Consider the following 16,263-nt stretch of genomic DNA (forward strand, 5'->3'; position numbering starts at 1 on the left):
GGGTCACTCCTTCTGTCGTCCGTGCGCCGCGACCACCAGCTGGCCGAGGGCCAACCCGCCGTCGTTCGGCGGGACTTCGCCGTGCCGCAGCACCGTGAAGCCGTCCCCGGCCAGCAGCCGGGTGCACTCCTCCTCCAGCAGCGCGTTGGCGAAGACCCCGCCGGTCAGGGCGACGGTGGCCAGACCGGTGTCCCGGCGCGCCCGCCGGCAGATCTGCTGAACGGCCCGCGCGACGGCCCGGTGGAAACGGGCGGCGAGGACGGGCGCCGGGGTGCCCCGGCGCAGGTCGGCGACGAGGGCGCCGAGCACGGGTGCCGGGTCGCATACGCCGTCCACGAGACCGAAGTCGTACGCCGGCCCGTCCGCGTCCCAGGCCGTCACGGCCGCCGACTCCAGCTCCAGGGCCGCCTGGGCCTCGTACTCGGCGCGATGGCAGACGCCCACCAGGGACGACACGGCGTCGAAGAGCCGGCCCATGCTGGAGGTCGCCACTGTCGCCACCGAGCGACTCAACTGCGCTTCCAGCAGGAGGAGTTCCCCGGGCTCGCAGGCGGCCACGCAGGGCAGGTCCGGGTCCCAGCGCAGGCCCGCGGCCCACAACCGCGCCAGCGCCAGCCGACAGGGGTTGGCGACACCCGCGTCCCCGCCGGGGAGCGGGGCAGGGGTCAGATGACCGTAGCGCCGGAAGCCCGTGTAGTCGGCGAGCAGGATCTCGCCGCCCCAGACGGTGCCGTCGTCGCCGTAGCCCGTGCCGTCGAATGCGACACCGATGACGGGGGTGGTGCCGTCCAGGCCGTGCTCGGCCATCGCCGAGGCGACGTGCGCGTGGTGGTGCTGGACGGACACCGCAGTGGCCACGGGCATCCGGGACGCCCGCCGCCGCGCCCACCGCGCCGAGTGGTACCCCGGGTGCCGGTCCGCGGCGACCAGTTCGGGGCTCACGCCGGTCAGGCGGGCCATGTGGGACTCCGCCAGCCGGGCCGCCTCCAGCGTGGCCAGGTCGCCCATGTCGCCGATGTGCGGCCCGAACCAGGCCTGGTCGCCCTCACCCACGCACAGCGCGTTCTTCAGGTCGCCGCCCACCGCGAGCGCCGGCCGCACCGTCACCGGCAGCCGCAGCGGACGGGGCACGTACCCGCGGGAGCGGCGCAGCACCTGCTCGGCGCCGTCGGCGCGCACCCGCAGCAGGGAGTCGTCGCACGGCGAGGCGATGACCCGGTCGTGGGCGAGCCATGCGTCGGCCAGCCCGGCCAGCCGGGTCAGCGCCTCGTCGTCGTCCGTGACGATCGGCTCCCCCGAGCGGTTGCCGCTCGTCATGACCAGCACCCGCGGGCCCGGCGGATCGCCGGGCAGCCCGAAGAGCAGGGTGTGCACAGGGGTGTACGGCAGCATCACGCCGAGGTGCGGGCTGCCGGGACACACACCGGGGGCGAGCACCTCGTGCCGTGCGCTTCGGCGCAGCAGGACGATGGGGCGCCGGGGGCCGGTCAGCGCGGCGAGTTCGGCGGGGGAGGGCGCGGCGATCCGGCGGACGGCGTCGAGGTCCGCGCACATCACCGCGAACGGCTTGCCGCCGCGCGCCTTGCGGGTGCGCAGGGTGTCGACGGCCCGTGCGTCGGTGGCGTCGCACGCCAGGTGGTAGCCGCCGAGCCCCTTGACGGCGACGATCCGACCGGCCGCCAGCAGCTTTCGGGCCGCGGCCACCGCCTCGGTGTCCCGCGCGGCGCGGACATCGCCGCCGGCGGCGGGCGTGAGGCGCAGCCGGGGACCGCAGTCCGGGCAGGCCACCGGCTGGGCGTGGAAGCGGCGGTCGCCGGGATCGCCGTACTCCCGGGCGCAGCGGGGGCACATCGGGAAGTCGGTCATGGTCGTGACCGCCCGGTCGTACGGCATGGCCGTGGCGATGGTGAAGCGGGGCCCGCAGTGGGTGCAGGTGATGAAGGGGTGCCGGTGGCGGCGGTCGGCCGGATCGGCCAGCTCGCGCAGGCAGTCGGCGCAGGTCGCGGTGTCCGGCGGTAGGAGCGTGCGACCGGGGGAGCGGTCGGTGGACCGGATCGTGAAGGTGTCGTCGGCTCCGACGACGGGCAGGTCCTCGAACCCGACGGCGGTGACCGCGGCCAGCGGTGGCGGCTCCGTGGACAGCCGCGCGCAGAAGCGGGCGACACCGTCCGGCGGACCCTCCACCTCGACGACCACGCCGCTCGCGGTGTTGCTCACGAACCCGGCCAACGCGAGCTCGGTGGCCAGCCGGTGCACGAACGGGCGGAACCCCACTCCCTGCACCGTGCCGCGCACCGTGACCCGGCGGCGTACCGCCTGGGTGACGGGCGCCGTCACGAGACGGGGCTCGCCGCGTGGACGTGTCCGTGCGGGTGCGGCGCGAGCGGGGGCCGATGGACGGGGGAACCGTCCCGTACGGCGAGCACCAGCTCCAGGAGCGCGTCGACGCCCTCACCGCTGCGGGCACAGGACCGCAGCACCCGTACGCCGGGATTCACGCGCTGCACGTTGGCCTCGAAGGCCGCCGCGTCGAAGCCGGCGGGCCCGGCCAGATCGGTCTTGGTGAGCACCACCAGATGGGCGGAGCCGAACGCCGTGGGGTACTTCAGCGGCTTGTCCTCGCCCTCCGTCACCGCCATGAGAACGATCCGCATGCTCTCGCCGAGGTCGTAGGAGGCCGGGCACACCAGGTTGCCGACGTTCTCCACGAACAGCAGCGTGGTGTCCCCGGGCAGCCAGTCCTCCACATGGCCGCGCAGCTGCCGGGCCTCCAGATGGCACAGCCCGTCGGTCAGCAGCTGCTTCACCGGCGCCCCGGAGCGGGCGAGCCGGTGGGCGTCGTTCTCGGTCGCCAGGTCCGCGGTGAGGGCGGCCACCGGGACGTGCCGCTCCACCGCCCGGGCCAGCACACGGCCGAGCAGCTCGGTCTTGCCGCTGCCCGGACTGGACAGCAGGTTGACCACGCCGACCCCGCGCCGGGCCAGTTCGGCGCGCAGGCTCGCGGCCAGGCCGTCGTTCTTCGCCAGGACGGCCTGTGTGACCTCGTCCACGGACTCGCACATGGGCGCTGCTCCTCGCGGTCGAATGCGGTACGAACCGGGGTACCGGTCCGCTATCGATCCTGCGTGCCACCGCCGACCGTGCCCCGGAGCCCGGCCGGGGACAGGGCGGCGGATTCGTCCGGGCGGCTCAACGAAGCAGTGGCCGCCGGGTCGGCCAGCAGTACCGGGACCATGCGGTGCAGGGCGACGACGGCCCGTTCCACCGCGTCGCGCACCGTCGCGCTCATCCCGGGGGCGATGTCCTCGTCCCCGCGGGGCAGCACCTCGGGTTCGCAGGCGAGGACGAGGACGCGGGGGAGCGGTTCGTCGCCCAGGTGGGCCGCCAGGGCCAGGACCTTCGCCGGATCCATACCGTGCGCCTCGGGCGGGCAGCCGCCCGCGGCACGGTCGGGGAGGTCCGGCTCGACCAGCGTGAGGGTGCCCGGCCGGTGCCCCCGGGCCGCCGCGTCGACCAGGAGCACCGTGTCGTGGCCGGCGAGGAGTTCGTACGCGAGATCCATCCCGCGGATGCCGAAGTCCCGCACCCGCACCTCGGGCGGCAGCGGGCGCCGGTCCAGGGCGCGGATCACCTCGGGGCCGAAGGCGTCGTCGGCGAGGAAGATGTTGCCGACCCCCGCCACCAGCAGCCGCGCGCTCACCGCGCGCCCGCGATGGCCAGCGGATCGGGGGAGCCGCCCGGCTGCTTGCGGACGAACGCCGAACGCAGGGCGTGGTAGGGGGCGTGCGGATCGAAGAGGATCGCGCGCATACGGGCCAGTTCGTCCCGCCGGTACTCGGCGAGCGGGTGCCGCTCCTCGCTCGCGCGGCGGACCGCGGCCTTCGCGGCGACACGGCGCGCCAGGTCCGGCTCGTCGGCGAGCGCGGCCGCCAGGTGCTCCACCTCGGCGCCGAACTCCTGCGCCGACACATGCACCAGACGGTTGACCAGGCCGATCTCCAGGGCGTTCGCCGAACTCAGCGGCAGTGCCTCGGTCACCAGCCGCTCCGCCGTCTCGGCTCCGACGCGGCGCGGCAGCGTGTACGTCCAGAACTCGGAGCCGTACAGGCCCATCCTGCGGTAGTGCGGGTTGAGGACGGCGCCCGAGCGGCACCACACCTCGTCGGCGGCCAGGGCCAGCATCACGCCGCCGGCCGCGGCGTTGCCGCCCAGCGCCGCCACCACCAGGCGGTCGGTGGTGCGCAGCACGGCTTCGACCAGGTCGTTCAGGGCGTTGAGGTTGGCCCAGGATTCGCCGGCCGGGTCGGCGGCCGCCTCGATGACGTTCAGATGGATGCCGTTGGAGAAGAAGTCACGGGTGCCGCCGAGGACGAGCACCCGGGTCGGGCGGGTGAGCGCGTACCGGTAGGCGGCGAGCAGCCGGCGGCAGTGACTGGTGCTCATCGCCCCGCCGGGGAACGAGAAGGCGAGGAAGCCGACATCGCCGTGCTGCCGGTAGCGGATGTCGGACCAGGTGAGCCGGCCGGGGGAGAGTTCGAGGGGCGCGGCGACCTCGGTGAGCCGCAGCTGTGCCGCTTTCGGGAGCGAGGCCAGCACGGAGGCGGCCGGGCGGCGGAACGGCGCCGGGTCGCCGGAGTTCTTGCGGGGGCGCAGCTCGGGGATCCACACCGCGCCGTCCACCGTGGCCCGGCAGATCGCTCCGGCGCGTGTGGCGAGCAGTTCACCGGGGCGTCCCCGAAGCCGGTCCTCGGGGTGTCCGCCGTGCAGGAACACCTCCTGGCCCAGGAGTTCGTCCAGCACCCCCGGCTGGGAGTCGGCGCCCCGGAGCTTGCGCAGGACCGTCGCGGTGCTGTCCTCGTCCCAGTCGATCCGTCGCCGCTCCTGGCGCAGGAAGTCCCGCCACACCACGCGGATCGAGGGGTCGCTCTGGGCCTGCGGCTTGAACGATCCTTCGGCGTAACGCCGCACGGCCAGCAGGACCGCGGCCGAGGCGGCGTCGGACACCTCGCCCCGGTACAGGTCGCTCTTGCCGACCGGCGGCACCGGGAAGGTGCGGGCGGCCCACACGTCCCCGGCGTCCATGGCCGCCTGGGCCTGGAGCACCGTCACTCCCCAGTGGGAGGCCTCCTCGGCGATCGCCCAGTCCAGCGACGACGGGCCGCGGTCACCGGGTGGTCCCGGATGCACGATGAGGCAGGTGTGCTCCCGCCACACGTCCTCCGGCAACGCCGTCTTGAGCATGGGAGCGATGATCAGCTCCGGGCGGGAGGCGCGTACGGCGGCCCGCACGGCATCGGCGCCGTGCGAGGCGAGCACGACGTCCACCCGGTGCCCCTGGTCCGACAGTTCCGCGTACACGCGCTGGGACAGGCTGTTGAACGCGCTGGCGACGAGCAAGATCTCCATGACGGGGATGTTCGCCGGTTTACCGAGGGGCGAGAAGGACCACGGCGGCGTTTCGCCGGCCATGAGGGCATCTCTTCCGCCAATCGGATTGCATGAACGGACACGGGGGCCGTTCGCGTACGTCCTACTTGCTGTGCACGATCTGGATGAGGTTGCCGCAGGTGTCGTCCAGGACGGCGGCGGTGATGGAGCCCATTTCCAGCGGCTCCTGGGTGAAGTGCACGCCCAGTGCGCGCAGCCGCTCGAACTCCGCCCGCACGTCGTCCACGGCGAAGGAGGCGGCCGGGATGCCGTCCTGGGCCAGCGCCGTCTTGTACGGCTGCACCGCGGGGTGACCCGAGGGTTCGAGCAGGAGTTCGGTCCCGTCGGGATCCTCCGGCGAGACCACGGTCAGCCACCGGTCCGTGCCCACCGGTACGTCGTGCTTCTTCACGAAGCCCAGTACGTCCGTGTAGAAGCGCAGGGCCTGCTCCTGGTCGTCGACGAAGACGCTGGTGATGTGGATCCTCATGAGGTGCTCTCCGGGGTTTCGGGCCTGAGCCAACGGGTGACGAGGCGCTCAAGCGGTTCGGTGGTGAGGTCGTGGAACTTGTAGCGGCCCTGGCGCCGGGTGCGGACCAGTCCCGCGGCTTCCAGAACGGCGAGGTGCTGGCTGATCGCCTGGCGGGACGATCCCAGGCCGTGCTTGGTCGTGAGCCGCGCGCAGATCTCGAACAGTGTCTGACCGTTCCGCTCCGTCAGCTCGTCGAGGATCTTTCTGCGGGTCGGGTCGGCGAGGGCTTTGAAGATGTCGTCCGGCACGCGCCCACCATACGCAAGTGGCTACTTGCCTATCAAGGTCTGCCCCGTCGTGGCGGGCTCGATTCGGCGGACCGCACACCGCTCACCTCGCCGGCCGCCTCACGGGACCTGCCGAGGCCCGGTCCGTCGTCGCAGGCATGACCGCGTTCGGCCCCGTTTCGTGGGGGTGAAGGCGGCACGACCATCCGGACGCGGACGGCGCGGCGTGTGGTGCGGCCGTGTCACGTGTGGTGTGCGCTGGGGCATCAGGACGGTCCAACCACCAAGGAGGCACACGGCATGCTCGGACAATCGCAGGCGTTCAGCGGCTTCTCGGTCGACGACCTCGACGAGGCCCGCCGGTTCTACGGCGAGGTTCTCGGCCTGGACGTGGAGGAGACCGGGCAGGGGGAGATGCGGATGCTGACCCTCAAGCTCGGCAGTGGTGCGCGTGTCTTCGTCTACCCCAAGGAGGGGCACACCCCCGCGACGTTCACGATCCTGAACTTCCCGGTGGACGACATCGAGACGGCCGTCGCCGAACTGGAGCGACGGGGCGTCGGCCTTGAGCGCTACCCCGAGTTCGACCACGACGACAAGGGCGTCGTCCGGGTCGGCGACGGGGGTCCCGCGGCGATCGCATGGTTCACCGACCCCGCCGGGAACGTGCTCGCCGTACTGCAGGAGGACTGATCGGCCGAGCAGCGCGGGCCGCGCGTGAGCCGTAGCCGCGAGCCGCCGCACTCCGCCGTCGTGGCGGGGTGAGGGCTCGGCCACCGCACGGCGTGGGACCACCCGGAGGCCGGAATCGACCTCGGCCGTTCCTGCGGCACGCGGACGAGGAGCCTTGCCGTGGCCCGCGGCCCCGTCGCCGCGCTGCGCGCGCACGGCAGCGGCACCCCGTGGAACACCGGAGGGAACCCGGTCGCTCCTCGGCACCGGCCCGGCACGGTCACCGGCCCCGGCACGGTCACCGGCTCCCGCGAGGCCCCGGGCCCCATCGTGTCCCCGCATTCCCGCCTGCGGGCGACGGCGCGGACGCGGGGCCCGTTTCCGATCCTCGGGCACCTCGGGTTCGGTGCGGAAGCCGGCCGGGAACCGCGCCGAGGCTACCGAGCCCCGTACACCGGCTGCGGCGCCTGCGCCCGAGCCAGCAGCTTCAGCGCTGCCTCGCCCGCCTCGGCGGGGCTCCAGCGGGCGCCCTTGTCCGCCGTCGGCCCGGGGCGCCAGCCCTCCATGACGGTGATACGGCCGCCCTCCGCCTCGAAGACCCGGCCGGTCACGCCGGCCGACGCGGCGGAGCCCAGCCAGACCACGAGTGGGGAGACGTTCTCCGGCGCCATGGCGTCGAAACCGCCGTCCGCGGGGGCGGCCATGGTGCCCGCGAAGGTCCGCTCGGTCATGCGGGTCCGGGCCGCCGGGGCGATGGCGTTGACCTGCACGCCGTAGGGGCGCGTCTCGGCCGCGGCGACCAGGGTCAGGCCGACGACACCGGCCTTGGCGGCCGAGTAGTTGCCCTGGCCGACGCTGCCGAGCAGCCCGGCACCGGAACTGGTGTTGATCACCCGCGCCGAGGGTGTGCGGCCCGCCTTCGCCTCCGCCCGCCAGTGCGCGACGGCGTGCTTCAACGGCAGGAAGTGGCCCCTGAGATGCACCCGCATCATCGCGTCCCAGTCGTCCTCGTCGAGGTTGACCAGCATGCGGTCGCGCAGGAACCCGGCGTTGTTGACGAGCGTGTCGAGGCGGCCGTACGTGTCCAGGGCGAGGCGCACGAGGGAGGCGGCGCCGTCGGCCGTGGTGATGTCGCCGGTGTGGGCGACCGCGTTCCCGCCCAGCGCCCGGATCTCGTCGACGACCCGCTGTGCGGGCCCGGCGGTTCCCCCGCTGCCGTCCAGGCCGACGCCGAGGTCGTTGACGACGACCTCGGCGCCCTCGGCGGCGAAGGCGAGGGCGTGTGCGCGGCCGAGCCCGCGGCCCGCCCCGGTGACGGCGACGACACGGTCGCTGCACAGTCCGGTCATGGTGGCGAAGTCCTTCCGACGATGGGCACGTGACGGGACGGCCCGGCTGACGGGTCGTGGCGCTCCTCGGCGGCGGTGGCCGCGTCCAGGAAAGCCGGCCGCTCCCCGCCGCCGTGCACCAGGAGGCTGGCGCCGCTGATGTAGGAGGCGTGCGCGGAGGCGAGAAAGACGCAGGCGTCCCCGACGTCCGACGGTTCGGCGAGGCGGCCCAGCGGCACGGTGCGCCCGACGGCCGCGACGCCGTCCTCGTCGCCGTAGTGCAGAGGGGACGACTCGGTGCGGACCATTCCGACGACGAGGGTGTTGACCCGTATCCGCGGGGCCCATTCGACGGCCATGGTCCGCGCCAGGTTCTCCAGACCGGCCTTGGCGGCACCGTACGCCGCCGAACCGGGGGAGGGGCGGCTGCCGCTCACACTGCCGATCATCACGATCGACCCGCCGCCGGACTGGCCGCGCATCACGTCGTACGCGGCGAGCGAGGCGGTGAGCGGGGCGAGCAGGTTCAGCTCCACGACGCGGGCGTGCCGGACCGCCCCGCCCTCGTCGAGCATGCGGTACGGGGTGCCGCCGGCGTTGTTGACCAGCGTGTCCAGGCGGCCGTGATCCTCCCGGATCCGGTCGAAGAAGGCGACGGTCGCCTCCTGGTCGCGCAGGTCGACCGGTAGGTACCGGGCCGTGCGCCCGCCCGACTCGACCGGTTCCCGCGGGGCGCGGCGGGCGCAGACGACGACCTCGGCACCCGCTTGCAGCAGGGCCCTGGCGATACCCGCACCCACACCCCGGGTGCCGCCGGTGACGACGGCGACGGACCCCGACAGATCGATGACCGATGCCATAGGACACCTCCCGCAGTGCGTGGACCGCTGCTATCTTCCACCTAACAAACGTTTGGTGGGAAGGGTGCTGATCCGCTCATGGGTGTCTCCGCCTCCGCGCCGGAAGAGGGCGTCGCCGTCGTCGCCGTGGACTTCCCACCCGTCAACGCGCTGCCGGTGCGGGGCTGGTACGACCTCGCCACCGCGATCCGCACCGCCGGGGCCGACCCCGACGTGCGGTGCGTGGTGCTCACCGCGGCCGGACGCGGCTTCAACGCCGGTGTCGACATCAAGGAACTGCAGCGCAGCGCCGACAAGTCGGCCCTCGTCGGCGCCAACCGCGGTTGCTACGAGGCGTTCGCGGCGGTCTACGACTGCGCGGTCCCGGTCGTCGCGGCCGTCCACGGCTTCTGCCTGGGCGGTGGGATCGGCCTGGTCGGCAACGCGGACGCGATCGTGGCGAGCGACGACGCGACCTTCGGGCTGCCCGAGCTGGACCGGGGCGCGCTGGGTGCGGCCACCCACCTGGCCCGCCTGGTCCCGCAGCACCTGATGCGGGCCCTGTACTACACCTCGCGCACGGTCACCGCCGCCGAGCTGCACCGGCACGGATCGGTGTGGCGGGTGGTGCCGCGCGACCAACTGCACCTCTCTGCAATGGAGTTGGCCCGGGAGATCGCCGCCAAGGACGGCCGCCTCATCCGCCTCGCCAAGGCCGCGATCAACGGCATCGACCCGATCGACGTCCACCGCAGCTACCGCTTCGAGCAGGGCTTCACCTTCGAGGCGAACCTCAGCGGCGTCGCCGACCGCGTACGCGACACCTTCGGCACCACCGGCGGCGCCGGGACCTCGGGGAAGGGGCAGCGGGCGTGAGCAGGGACAAGACGATGACCGCCGAGCAGGTCGTCGGCCGGCTGGACAGCGGCATGACGATCGGCATCGGCGGCTGGGGATCGCGACGCAAGCCGATGGCCCTGGTACGGGCGCTGCTGCGCTCCGACATCACAGACCTCACCGTCGTCTCCTACGGCGGCCCGGACATCGGCCTCCTCGCCGCCGCCGGGAGGATCCGCACCCTGGTCGCCGCCTTCGCGACCCTGGACTCCATCCCGTTGGAGCCGCACTTCACGGCGGCCCGGCAGCAGGGCGGCCTGGAGCTGGTGGAGCTGGACGAGGCCATGTTCATGTGGGGCCTGACGGCCGCGGCACACCGGCTGCCCTTCCTGCCGATCCGGGCCGGTCTCGGCTCGGACGTCATGCGGGTCAACCCCCGCCTGCGTACCGTCACTTCGCCTTACGAGGACGCGGAGGAACTCGTCGCGGTCCCGGCCCTGCGGCTGGACGCGGCCCTCGTCCACCTCAACCGTGCGGACCCGTACGGCAACGCCCAGTACCTGGGTCCCGACCCCTACTTCGACGACCTGTTCTGCCAGGCCGCCGATGCCGCCTATGTCTCCTGCGAGCGGATCGTGGACACCGCGGACCTGCTGAAGGACGCCGGCCCGCAGACCCTGCTGGTGCAACGGCCCTTCGTGACCGGCGTGGTGGAGACACCGAACGGAGCGCACTTCACCTCCTGCGTCCCCGACCACGACCGCGACGAGTCCTTCCAGCGGGCCTACGCCCGGGCCGCCCGCGACCCGCGGTCCTGGCGGGACTTCACCGAGCGCTTCCTCTCCGGGGACGAGGACGCCTACCAGGCGGCGGTCGCGGCCTTCCACGAGGAAGCAGCCGAGGACACAGACGCAGCCGGGGAGGTGGCCCGATGACGGCCACCCGGGCCGAGTACTGCGTGGTGGCCTGTGCCGAAGCCTGGCGGGACGCCGGTGAGATCCTGGCCGCGCCGATGGGCACCGTCCCGGCGATCGCGGCCCGGCTGGCGAAGCTGACCTTCGCCCCCGACCTGCTCCTGACCGACGGTGAGGCACTGCTGACGGCGGACGTCCCGGCGATGGGCGCCAGGGCCCAGGTGATCGAGGGCTGGCTGCCGTACCGCCGGCACCTGGCCCTGGTCGCCACCGGGCGTCGGTACGTGATGATGGGCGCCGCCCAGATCGACCGGTACGGCAACCAGAACATCTCCTGCATCGGCGACTGGGCCCGCCCGAAACGGCAGCTGCTGGGAGTGCGCGGCGCCCCCGTCAACACCCTCAACAACCCGACCGGTTACTGGATCCCCCGGCACTCCACGAGGGTGTTCGTCGCGCGCGTCGACATGGTCTGCGGTGTCGGCCACGACCGTGCCGCCGAGGCCGGCCCCTCCGCGACCCGCTACCACCAGCTGACCCAAGTCGTCAGCGATCTCGGCGTGTTCGACTTCCGGACACCGGATCGGACGATGCGGGTACGCTCCCTGCACCCCGGCGTCACCGCCGAACAGGTCACCACGGCCACCGGCTTCGCACTGACCGTGCCGCGGGAGACACCCCGCACCCGTGAGCCCACGTCCGAGGAGCTGCGGCTGATCCGCGAGGTCATCGACCCCGGGCGGCTGCGCGAGGGCGAGGTGCCGGCGGCATGACCGGTCCGGCCCTCGGCACCGCGCTGACCGAGCTGGTCGGCGTACGGCACCCGCTCGTGCAGACGGGCATGGGCTGGGTGGCCGGCCCCCGCCTGGTGTCCGCCACCGCCGACGCCGGGGCGCTCGGCATCCTGGCCTCCGCCACCATGACCGTGGCAGGGCTCCGCGCGGCGGTCCGTGAGGTCAAGTCCCGTACCGACGCGCCCTTCGGGGTCAATCTGCGGGCGGACGCGGGTGACGCGGCCGAGCGGGTCCGGATCATCGTCGACGAGGGCGTGAAGGTCGCCTCGTTCGCACTGGCGCCCTCACGGGAGCTGATCGCCCGGCTCAAGGACGCCGGTGTCGTCGTCATCCCGTCCGTCGGCGCGCGTCGGCACGCGGAGAAGGTCGCGGAGTGGGGCGTGGACGCGGTGGTGGTGCAGGGGGCGGAGGGCGGCGGACACACCGGCGCCGTCGCCACCAGTGTCCTGCTCCCGCAGGTCGTGGACGCGGTGGACATCCCGGTGATCGCGGCGGGCGGCTTCCACGACGGGCGCGGTCTGGTCGCGGCGCTCGCGTACGGGGCCGCGGGCATCGCCATGGGCACCCGCTTCCTGCTCACCTCCGACAGCACCGTCCCCGATGCGGTCAAGGCCCGCTATCTGGCCGCCACCGTCCAGGACGTCACCGTCACCAGCGAGGTCGACGGCCTGCCCCACCGGATGCTGCGCAGCGAACTCGTCGACGCGCTGGAGCGCTCCGGCCGGGCCGCGTCCCTGTGGCGCGCGGTCCGTCACGCCGCCGCCTTCCGGCACGAGACCGGCATGACCTGGGCGGCGATGGTCCGCGACGGCCTGGCGATGAAGCACGGCAGGCAGCTGACGTGGAGTCAGGTCCTGCTCGCCGCCAACACCCCCATGCTGCTCAGGGCCGCGATGGTCGACGGCCGCACCGACCTCGGCGTGATGGCGTCCGGACAGGTGGCCGGGGTGATCCACGACCTGCCGTCCTGCGCCGAACTGGTGGACCGGATCATGGCCGAGGCGCACGCCACGCTCGACCGGCTGCCCCGATCGGCGTGAGCCCCGCGGGCCCTGCCCCTGGCTTCCTTGACCTGAAGCGAAGTCGAGGTTCTAGCGTGCGGGGACATCGGCGTGAACAACGGCCCGCGACAGGAGAAGGACGATGACGATCCTCGTGACCGGGGCGACCGGAAACATCGGCTGCGCTCTGCTGAGGCAACTGCACCGGCGGGGTGCCGCGCCGGTACGGGGCCTCACGCGTGACGCGGCCCGGGCCTCGTTCCCCGAGGGGGTCGAGGCCGTCGAGGGGGATCTCGGGCGGGCGGAGTCACTGGGACCCGTGCTGGAAGGGGTGCGTTCGCTGTTCCTGCTGTCGGGCGCGGGCGGGACGGAGGAGGTCGTGACCGCGGCCCGGCAGGCGGGTGTGGACCATGTGGTGCTGGTGTCCTCGATCACGGTGCAGACGCATCCGCACCTGCCCGCGGCCCGGGAGAACCTGGCCGCCGAACGCGCACTGCGCGGCAGCGGCATGGACTGGACGATCCTGCGGCCGACGCAGTTCGCCTCGAACACCCTGTGGTGGGCCCCGGCGATCCGGGAACACGGTCAGGTGCGGGCGCCGTACGCGGACGTCGGACTGCCCGCCGTCCACCCGGCGGACGTCGCCGCGGTGGCCGCCACGGCCCTGACCGAACCGGGCCACCGCGGCCGGACGTACGCACTGACCGGACCCGAACGCGTCACGGCCCGGCGGCAGAGCGCGGCCATCGCCGCCGCCGTGGGCCGGGACGTGTCCTTCGTGGAGATCGGCCGGGAGGAGGCGCACACCTGGATGGCCTCCTTCATGGGGGACGAGACCGCGAGCGCCGTGCTCGACCTGATGGGCGGTGACGTCAACGACGAACTGCTGAAGGTGCGCGACACGGTGCCCCGGATCACCGGCTCCCCGGCCAGGTCGTTCGAGCAGTGGGCCGCGGAGAACGGTGCCGCCTTCCGCTGAGCCGCCCCCCGCCCGCGCCCCGGTCGCCGGACGACGCGGGCGCAGGCCATGGACCGGATCAGAGCCGTTCGATGATCGTGACGTTGGCCTGGCCGCCGCCCTCGCACATCGTCTGCAGTCCGAACCGGCCGCCCGTGCGCTCCAGTTCGTGCAGCAGCGTCGTCATCAGCCGGGTGCCGGTGGCGCCCAAGGGGTGGCCCAGCGCGATGGCGCCGCCGTTGACGTTGACCTTCTCGGGGTCGGCGCCGGTCTCCTTCAGCCAGGCCAGCACCACCGGCGCGAACGCCTCGTTGATCTCGACCAGGTCGATGGCGTCGAGGGTCATCCCGGACTTCTTCAACGCGTACGCCGTCGCCGGTATCGGCGCGGTCAGCATGCGGATCGGGTCCTCGCCGCGCACCGAGAGGTGGTGGACGCGGGCGCGCGGGGTCAGGCCGTGCTCGCGCAGGGCCCGTTCGCTCGCCAGCAGCATGGCGGACGCGCCGTCGGAGACCTGGGAGGAGCAGGCGGCGGTGATGCTGCCGCCCTCGATGACCGGCTTCAGGGCGGCCATCCTCTCCAGGCTGGTGTCGCGGCGCGGCCCCTCGTCGGTCGTGACGTCCCCGTAGGGCACGGTCTCGCGGTCGAAGCGCCCCTCGTCGACGGCGCGGACCGCCCGCCGGTGGGAGCGCAGCGCGAACTCCTCCATGTCGGTGCGGGAGATGCCCCACTTCGCGGCGATCATCTCAGCGCCGGCGAACTGGTTGACGGGCCGGTCACCGTACCGGGCCCGCCAGCCCTCCGAGCCGGCGAACGGGCCCTGGGTCAGACCGAGCGGCTCGGCGGCCTGGCGGGTCGCGAACGCGATCGGGATCATCGACATGTTCTGCACGCCGCCGGCGACGACCAGGTCCTGCGTGCCCGACAGCACCGCCTGGGCGGCGAAGTGCACGGCCTGCTGCGAGGAGCCGCACTGCCGGTCCACCGTCACGCCCGGCACCTCCTCGGGCAGGCCGGCGGCCAGCCAGCAGGTACGGGCGATGTCACCGGCCTGCGGTCCGACGGTGTCCAGACAGCCGAGGACGACGTCCTCGACGGCCGCCGGATCGACGCCCGAGCGCTCCATCAGGGCCTTGAGCACGTGTGCGCCGAGATCGGCGGGATGCACGGCGGACAGTCCGCCGCCCCGCCGGCCGACCGGGGTGCGGACCGCTTCGACGATGTATGCCTCGGCCATGACGACTCCTCTTCCCTCACCGTGTCATTCGCGCAGCGTGATGCCCTCCAGCACCATCGACAGGTACTGACGGGCGATCTCCTCCGGGCTGTGCTGTCCGCCCGGCCGGTACCAGGACGCGGCCACCCAGACGGTGTCGCGCAGGAAGCGGTACGTGAGCCGGACGTCGAGGTCGGCGCGGAAGGCCCGCTCGGCCACTCCGCGCTCCAAAGTGCCCAGCCATGCCTTCTCGAACCTCACCTGCGACTCGACGAGATAGGCGAAGCGCGGCTGGTTCCGCAGGTGCTTGGACTCCTTCTGGTAGATGGCCACGGCGGCATGGTGCCGGTCGATCTCCCGGAAGGACTCGGTGACGAGGGCCTCCACCGTCTCCCGGGGACCGAGACCGGCGGCGAGCACGGCGTCGTAGCGGGCCCACAGGTCGTCGAGGAAACCGGAGAGGATCTCGTCGAGCATGGACTCCTTGGAGTCGAAGTGGTAATAGAGGCTGCCCGCGAGCATCCCGGCCTCGTCCGCGATCCTGCGCACCGTGGTGGCGCGGTAGCCCTGCGCGGCGAAGACCTCGGCGGCGGTGGCCAGGATCTCCTCGCGTCGCTCGGGGGCGGCGCTCATCGCCGTCTTCTTGCGGTCACTGTTGCTGTTCGGCACCGGATCATTGTCGCCTCACGCATGCCGGCTGCTGACCGAGACGACCTCGCCGGTCATGTACGACGAGTAGCCGGAGGCCAGGAAGACGATCACGTTGGCCACCTCCCACGGCTCGGCGTACCGGCCGAACGCCTCCCGGGCGGTCAGCTCCTCCAGCAGCTCGGGGGTGGTCACCTTCACCAGGTGCGGATGCATGGCGAGACTCGGTGCGACGGCGTTGACGCGGACACCGAACTCGGCGGCCTCCACCGCCGCACACCGGGTGAGCGCCATGACCCCGGCCTTCGCGGCGGCGTAGTGCGCCTGCCCCCTCTGCGCCCGCCAGCCGACCACCGAGGCGTTGTTCACGATCACCCCGCCGCCTGGGCCACCGGCCTTCATTCGGCGCAGAGCCGCACGGGTGCAGCGAAAAGTGCCGTTCAGCGTGACGTCGAGGACCTTCGCCCACTGCTCGTCCGTCATGTCGACGAGATCGGCCGTGCCACCGAGCCCGGCGTTGTTCACGACGATGTCCAGCCGGCCGAACCGCTCCTGCGCGAGGTCGAACAGCGCGGCGACCTGCCCCTCGTCGGTGACGTCGCAGGGGAGCGCCGCCACCCGGTCCGCGCCGAAGGCGTCGGCCAGCTCCGCCGCGGACGCCTTCAGCCGGCGGGCGTGTGCGTCGGACACGACGACCCGCGCGCCCTCCTCCAGCAGCCGCCGCGCGGTCGCGCCACCGATCCCGGCGCCCGCCGCGGCGGTGACGACGGCACCGCGCCCGCTCAGCAGCTCGTGGCCGGGCACGTACGGCGGCGGTGTGGTGACCAACGCGCCTCCTCCTTCGGCAGGTCGAGCACCCGGCGATCCCGG

17 protein-coding genes are annotated in these 16,263 nt (G+C 73.2%); 6 read left to right on the forward strand and 11 right to left on the reverse strand.

The window, feature by feature from the left end; translation table 11 throughout:
- Positions 1–3 precede the first annotated feature (3 nt).
- From hypF to ACFYNL_RS02740, 6 genes are all read right to left on the reverse strand, one after another.
- Positions 4–2,337, reverse strand: coding sequence for a carbamoyltransferase HypF (gene hypF, locus ACFYNL_RS02715; protein WP_388795310.1), 2,334 nt, complete (start codon positions 2,335–2,337; stop codon positions 4–6).
- A complete protein-coding gene (gene hypB, locus ACFYNL_RS02720) occupies positions 2,334–3,062 on the reverse strand; it encodes a hydrogenase nickel incorporation protein HypB (RefSeq protein WP_388795313.1) in 729 nt (242 codons plus the stop codon). The genes hypF and hypB overlap by 4 nt, the downstream gene beginning before the upstream one ends.
- Positions 3,063–3,112: 50 nt before the next feature.
- Positions 3,113–3,700 carry a hydrogenase maturation protease gene (locus ACFYNL_RS02725; RefSeq protein ID WP_388795316.1) on the reverse strand — a complete coding sequence of 196 codons (588 nt, stop codon included), beginning with the start codon at positions 3,698–3,700 and terminating at the stop codon, positions 3,113–3,115.
- The gene (locus ACFYNL_RS02730) at positions 3,697–5,406 is read right to left on the reverse strand and encodes an enoyl-CoA hydratase-related protein (protein ID WP_388795319.1); all 1,710 of its coding nucleotides are present in this window, start codon (positions 5,404–5,406) and stop codon (positions 3,697–3,699) included. Before ACFYNL_RS02730 ends, ACFYNL_RS02725 begins: the two co-directional genes overlap by 4 nt.
- Positions 5,407–5,530: 124 nt before the next feature.
- Positions 5,531–5,917, reverse strand: coding sequence for a VOC family protein (locus tag ACFYNL_RS02735; RefSeq protein ID WP_388795322.1), 387 nt, complete (start codon positions 5,915–5,917; stop codon positions 5,531–5,533).
- Entirely contained in the window at positions 5,914–6,207 is a 294-nt protein-coding gene (locus ACFYNL_RS02740; RefSeq protein WP_388795325.1) for an ArsR/SmtB family transcription factor, read from the reverse strand. The genes ACFYNL_RS02735 and ACFYNL_RS02740 overlap by 4 nt, the downstream gene beginning before the upstream one ends.
- A 279-nt stretch (positions 6,208–6,486) precedes the next feature.
- Between ACFYNL_RS02740 and ACFYNL_RS02745 the strand changes: the two genes are divergently transcribed.
- Positions 6,487–6,879, forward strand: coding sequence for a VOC family protein (locus ACFYNL_RS02745; RefSeq protein WP_388795328.1), 393 nt, complete (start codon positions 6,487–6,489; stop codon positions 6,877–6,879).
- Positions 6,880–7,295: 416 nt separating this feature from the next.
- On the opposite strand, the gene ACFYNL_RS02750 is transcribed toward ACFYNL_RS02745, so the two are convergent.
- On the reverse strand, positions 7,296–8,207 hold the full coding sequence (locus tag ACFYNL_RS02750; RefSeq protein WP_388795331.1) for an SDR family oxidoreductase: 912 nt from the start codon (positions 8,205–8,207) through the stop codon (positions 7,296–7,298).
- Positions 8,204–9,046, reverse strand: coding sequence for an SDR family oxidoreductase (locus ACFYNL_RS02755; protein WP_388795334.1), 843 nt, complete (start codon positions 9,044–9,046; stop codon positions 8,204–8,206). Before ACFYNL_RS02755 ends, ACFYNL_RS02750 begins: the two co-directional genes overlap by 4 nt.
- A 78-nt stretch (positions 9,047–9,124) precedes the next feature.
- Here ACFYNL_RS02755 and ACFYNL_RS02760 point away from each other — a divergent pair, with 78 nt between their 5' ends.
- From ACFYNL_RS02760 to ACFYNL_RS02780, 5 genes are all read left to right on the forward strand, one after another.
- Positions 9,125–9,901, forward strand: a complete 777-nt coding sequence (locus ACFYNL_RS02760) for an enoyl-CoA hydratase family protein (protein ID WP_388795337.1) — start codon at positions 9,125–9,127, stop codon at positions 9,899–9,901.
- Positions 9,902–9,915: 14 nt separating this feature from the next.
- Positions 9,916–10,797, forward strand: a complete 882-nt coding sequence (locus tag ACFYNL_RS02765; RefSeq protein ID WP_388797254.1) for a CoA transferase subunit A — start codon at positions 9,916–9,918, stop codon at positions 10,795–10,797.
- Positions 10,794–11,549, forward strand: a complete 756-nt coding sequence (locus ACFYNL_RS02770; protein ID WP_388795340.1) for a CoA-transferase subunit beta — start codon at positions 10,794–10,796, stop codon at positions 11,547–11,549. The genes ACFYNL_RS02765 and ACFYNL_RS02770 overlap by 4 nt, the downstream gene beginning before the upstream one ends.
- Positions 11,546–12,610 (forward strand): NAD(P)H-dependent flavin oxidoreductase, encoded by a 1,065-nt coding sequence (locus ACFYNL_RS02775; RefSeq protein WP_388795343.1) that lies wholly within the window; start codon positions 11,546–11,548, stop codon positions 12,608–12,610. The genes ACFYNL_RS02770 and ACFYNL_RS02775 overlap by 4 nt, the downstream gene beginning before the upstream one ends.
- Positions 12,611–12,713: 103 nt before the next feature.
- The gene (locus tag ACFYNL_RS02780) at positions 12,714–13,550 is read left to right on the forward strand and encodes an NAD(P)H-binding protein (protein ID WP_388795346.1); all 837 of its coding nucleotides are present in this window, start codon (positions 12,714–12,716) and stop codon (positions 13,548–13,550) included.
- Between the two features lie 58 nt (positions 13,551–13,608).
- Here ACFYNL_RS02780 and ACFYNL_RS02785 read toward each other — a convergent pair whose 3' ends face one another.
- Genes ACFYNL_RS02785 through ACFYNL_RS02795 form a run of 3 tightly spaced genes read right to left on the reverse strand, consistent with a single transcriptional unit; the run spans position 13,609 to position 16,221 of the window.
- Positions 13,609–14,766 (reverse strand): acetyl-CoA C-acetyltransferase, encoded by a 1,158-nt coding sequence (locus ACFYNL_RS02785; protein WP_388795349.1) that lies wholly within the window; start codon positions 14,764–14,766, stop codon positions 13,609–13,611.
- A gap of 24 nt (positions 14,767–14,790) precedes the next feature.
- Positions 14,791–15,378 (reverse strand): TetR/AcrR family transcriptional regulator, encoded by a 588-nt coding sequence (locus tag ACFYNL_RS02790; protein WP_388797257.1) that lies wholly within the window; start codon positions 15,376–15,378, stop codon positions 14,791–14,793.
- A gap of 51 nt (positions 15,379–15,429) precedes the next feature.
- Entirely contained in the window at positions 15,430–16,221 is a 792-nt protein-coding gene (locus ACFYNL_RS02795; protein ID WP_388795352.1) for an SDR family oxidoreductase, read from the reverse strand.
- Between the last annotated feature and the right edge of the window lie 42 nt (positions 16,222–16,263).

The sequence above is a fragment of the Streptomyces sp. NPDC007808 genome (genome assembly GCF_042868655.1).
Lineage (GTDB): Bacteria > Actinomycetota > Actinomycetes > Streptomycetales > Streptomycetaceae > Streptomyces.

Excerpts from the sequence above, each read along its gene's own strand:
- ACFYNL_RS02785 (WP_388795349.1), bottom strand. The coding sequence starts at position 14,766 with ATGGCCGAGGCATACATCGTCGAAGCGGTCCGCACCCCGGTCGGCCGG.
- ACFYNL_RS02790 (WP_388797257.1), bottom strand. The coding sequence starts at position 15,378 with ATGAGCGCCGCCCCCGAGCGACGCGAGGAGATCCTGGCCACCGCCGCC.
- ACFYNL_RS02770 (WP_388795340.1), top strand. The coding sequence starts at position 10,794 with ATGACGGCCACCCGGGCCGAGTACTGCGTGGTGGCCTGTGCCGAAGCC.
- ACFYNL_RS02765 (WP_388797254.1), top strand. The coding sequence starts at position 9,916 with ATGACCGCCGAGCAGGTCGTCGGCCGGCTGGACAGCGGCATGACGATC.
- ACFYNL_RS02745 (WP_388795328.1), top strand. The coding sequence starts at position 6,487 with ATGCTCGGACAATCGCAGGCGTTCAGCGGCTTCTCGGTCGACGACCTC.
- hypB (WP_388795313.1), bottom strand. The coding sequence starts at position 3,062 with ATGTGCGAGTCCGTGGACGAGGTCACACAGGCCGTCCTGGCGAAGAAC.
- ACFYNL_RS02730 (WP_388795319.1), bottom strand. The coding sequence starts at position 5,406 with ATGGAGATCTTGCTCGTCGCCAGCGCGTTCAACAGCCTGTCCCAGCGC.
- ACFYNL_RS02775 (WP_388795343.1), top strand. The coding sequence starts at position 11,546 with ATGACCGGTCCGGCCCTCGGCACCGCGCTGACCGAGCTGGTCGGCGTA.
- ACFYNL_RS02760 (WP_388795337.1), top strand. The coding sequence starts at position 9,125 with ATGGGTGTCTCCGCCTCCGCGCCGGAAGAGGGCGTCGCCGTCGTCGCC.
- ACFYNL_RS02755 (WP_388795334.1), bottom strand. The coding sequence starts at position 9,046 with ATGGCATCGGTCATCGATCTGTCGGGGTCCGTCGCCGTCGTCACCGGC.
- ACFYNL_RS02735 (WP_388795322.1), bottom strand. The coding sequence starts at position 5,917 with ATGAGGATCCACATCACCAGCGTCTTCGTCGACGACCAGGAGCAGGCC.
- ACFYNL_RS02780 (WP_388795346.1), top strand. The coding sequence starts at position 12,714 with ATGACGATCCTCGTGACCGGGGCGACCGGAAACATCGGCTGCGCTCTG.
- ACFYNL_RS02750 (WP_388795331.1), bottom strand. The coding sequence starts at position 8,207 with ATGACCGGACTGTGCAGCGACCGTGTCGTCGCCGTCACCGGGGCGGGC.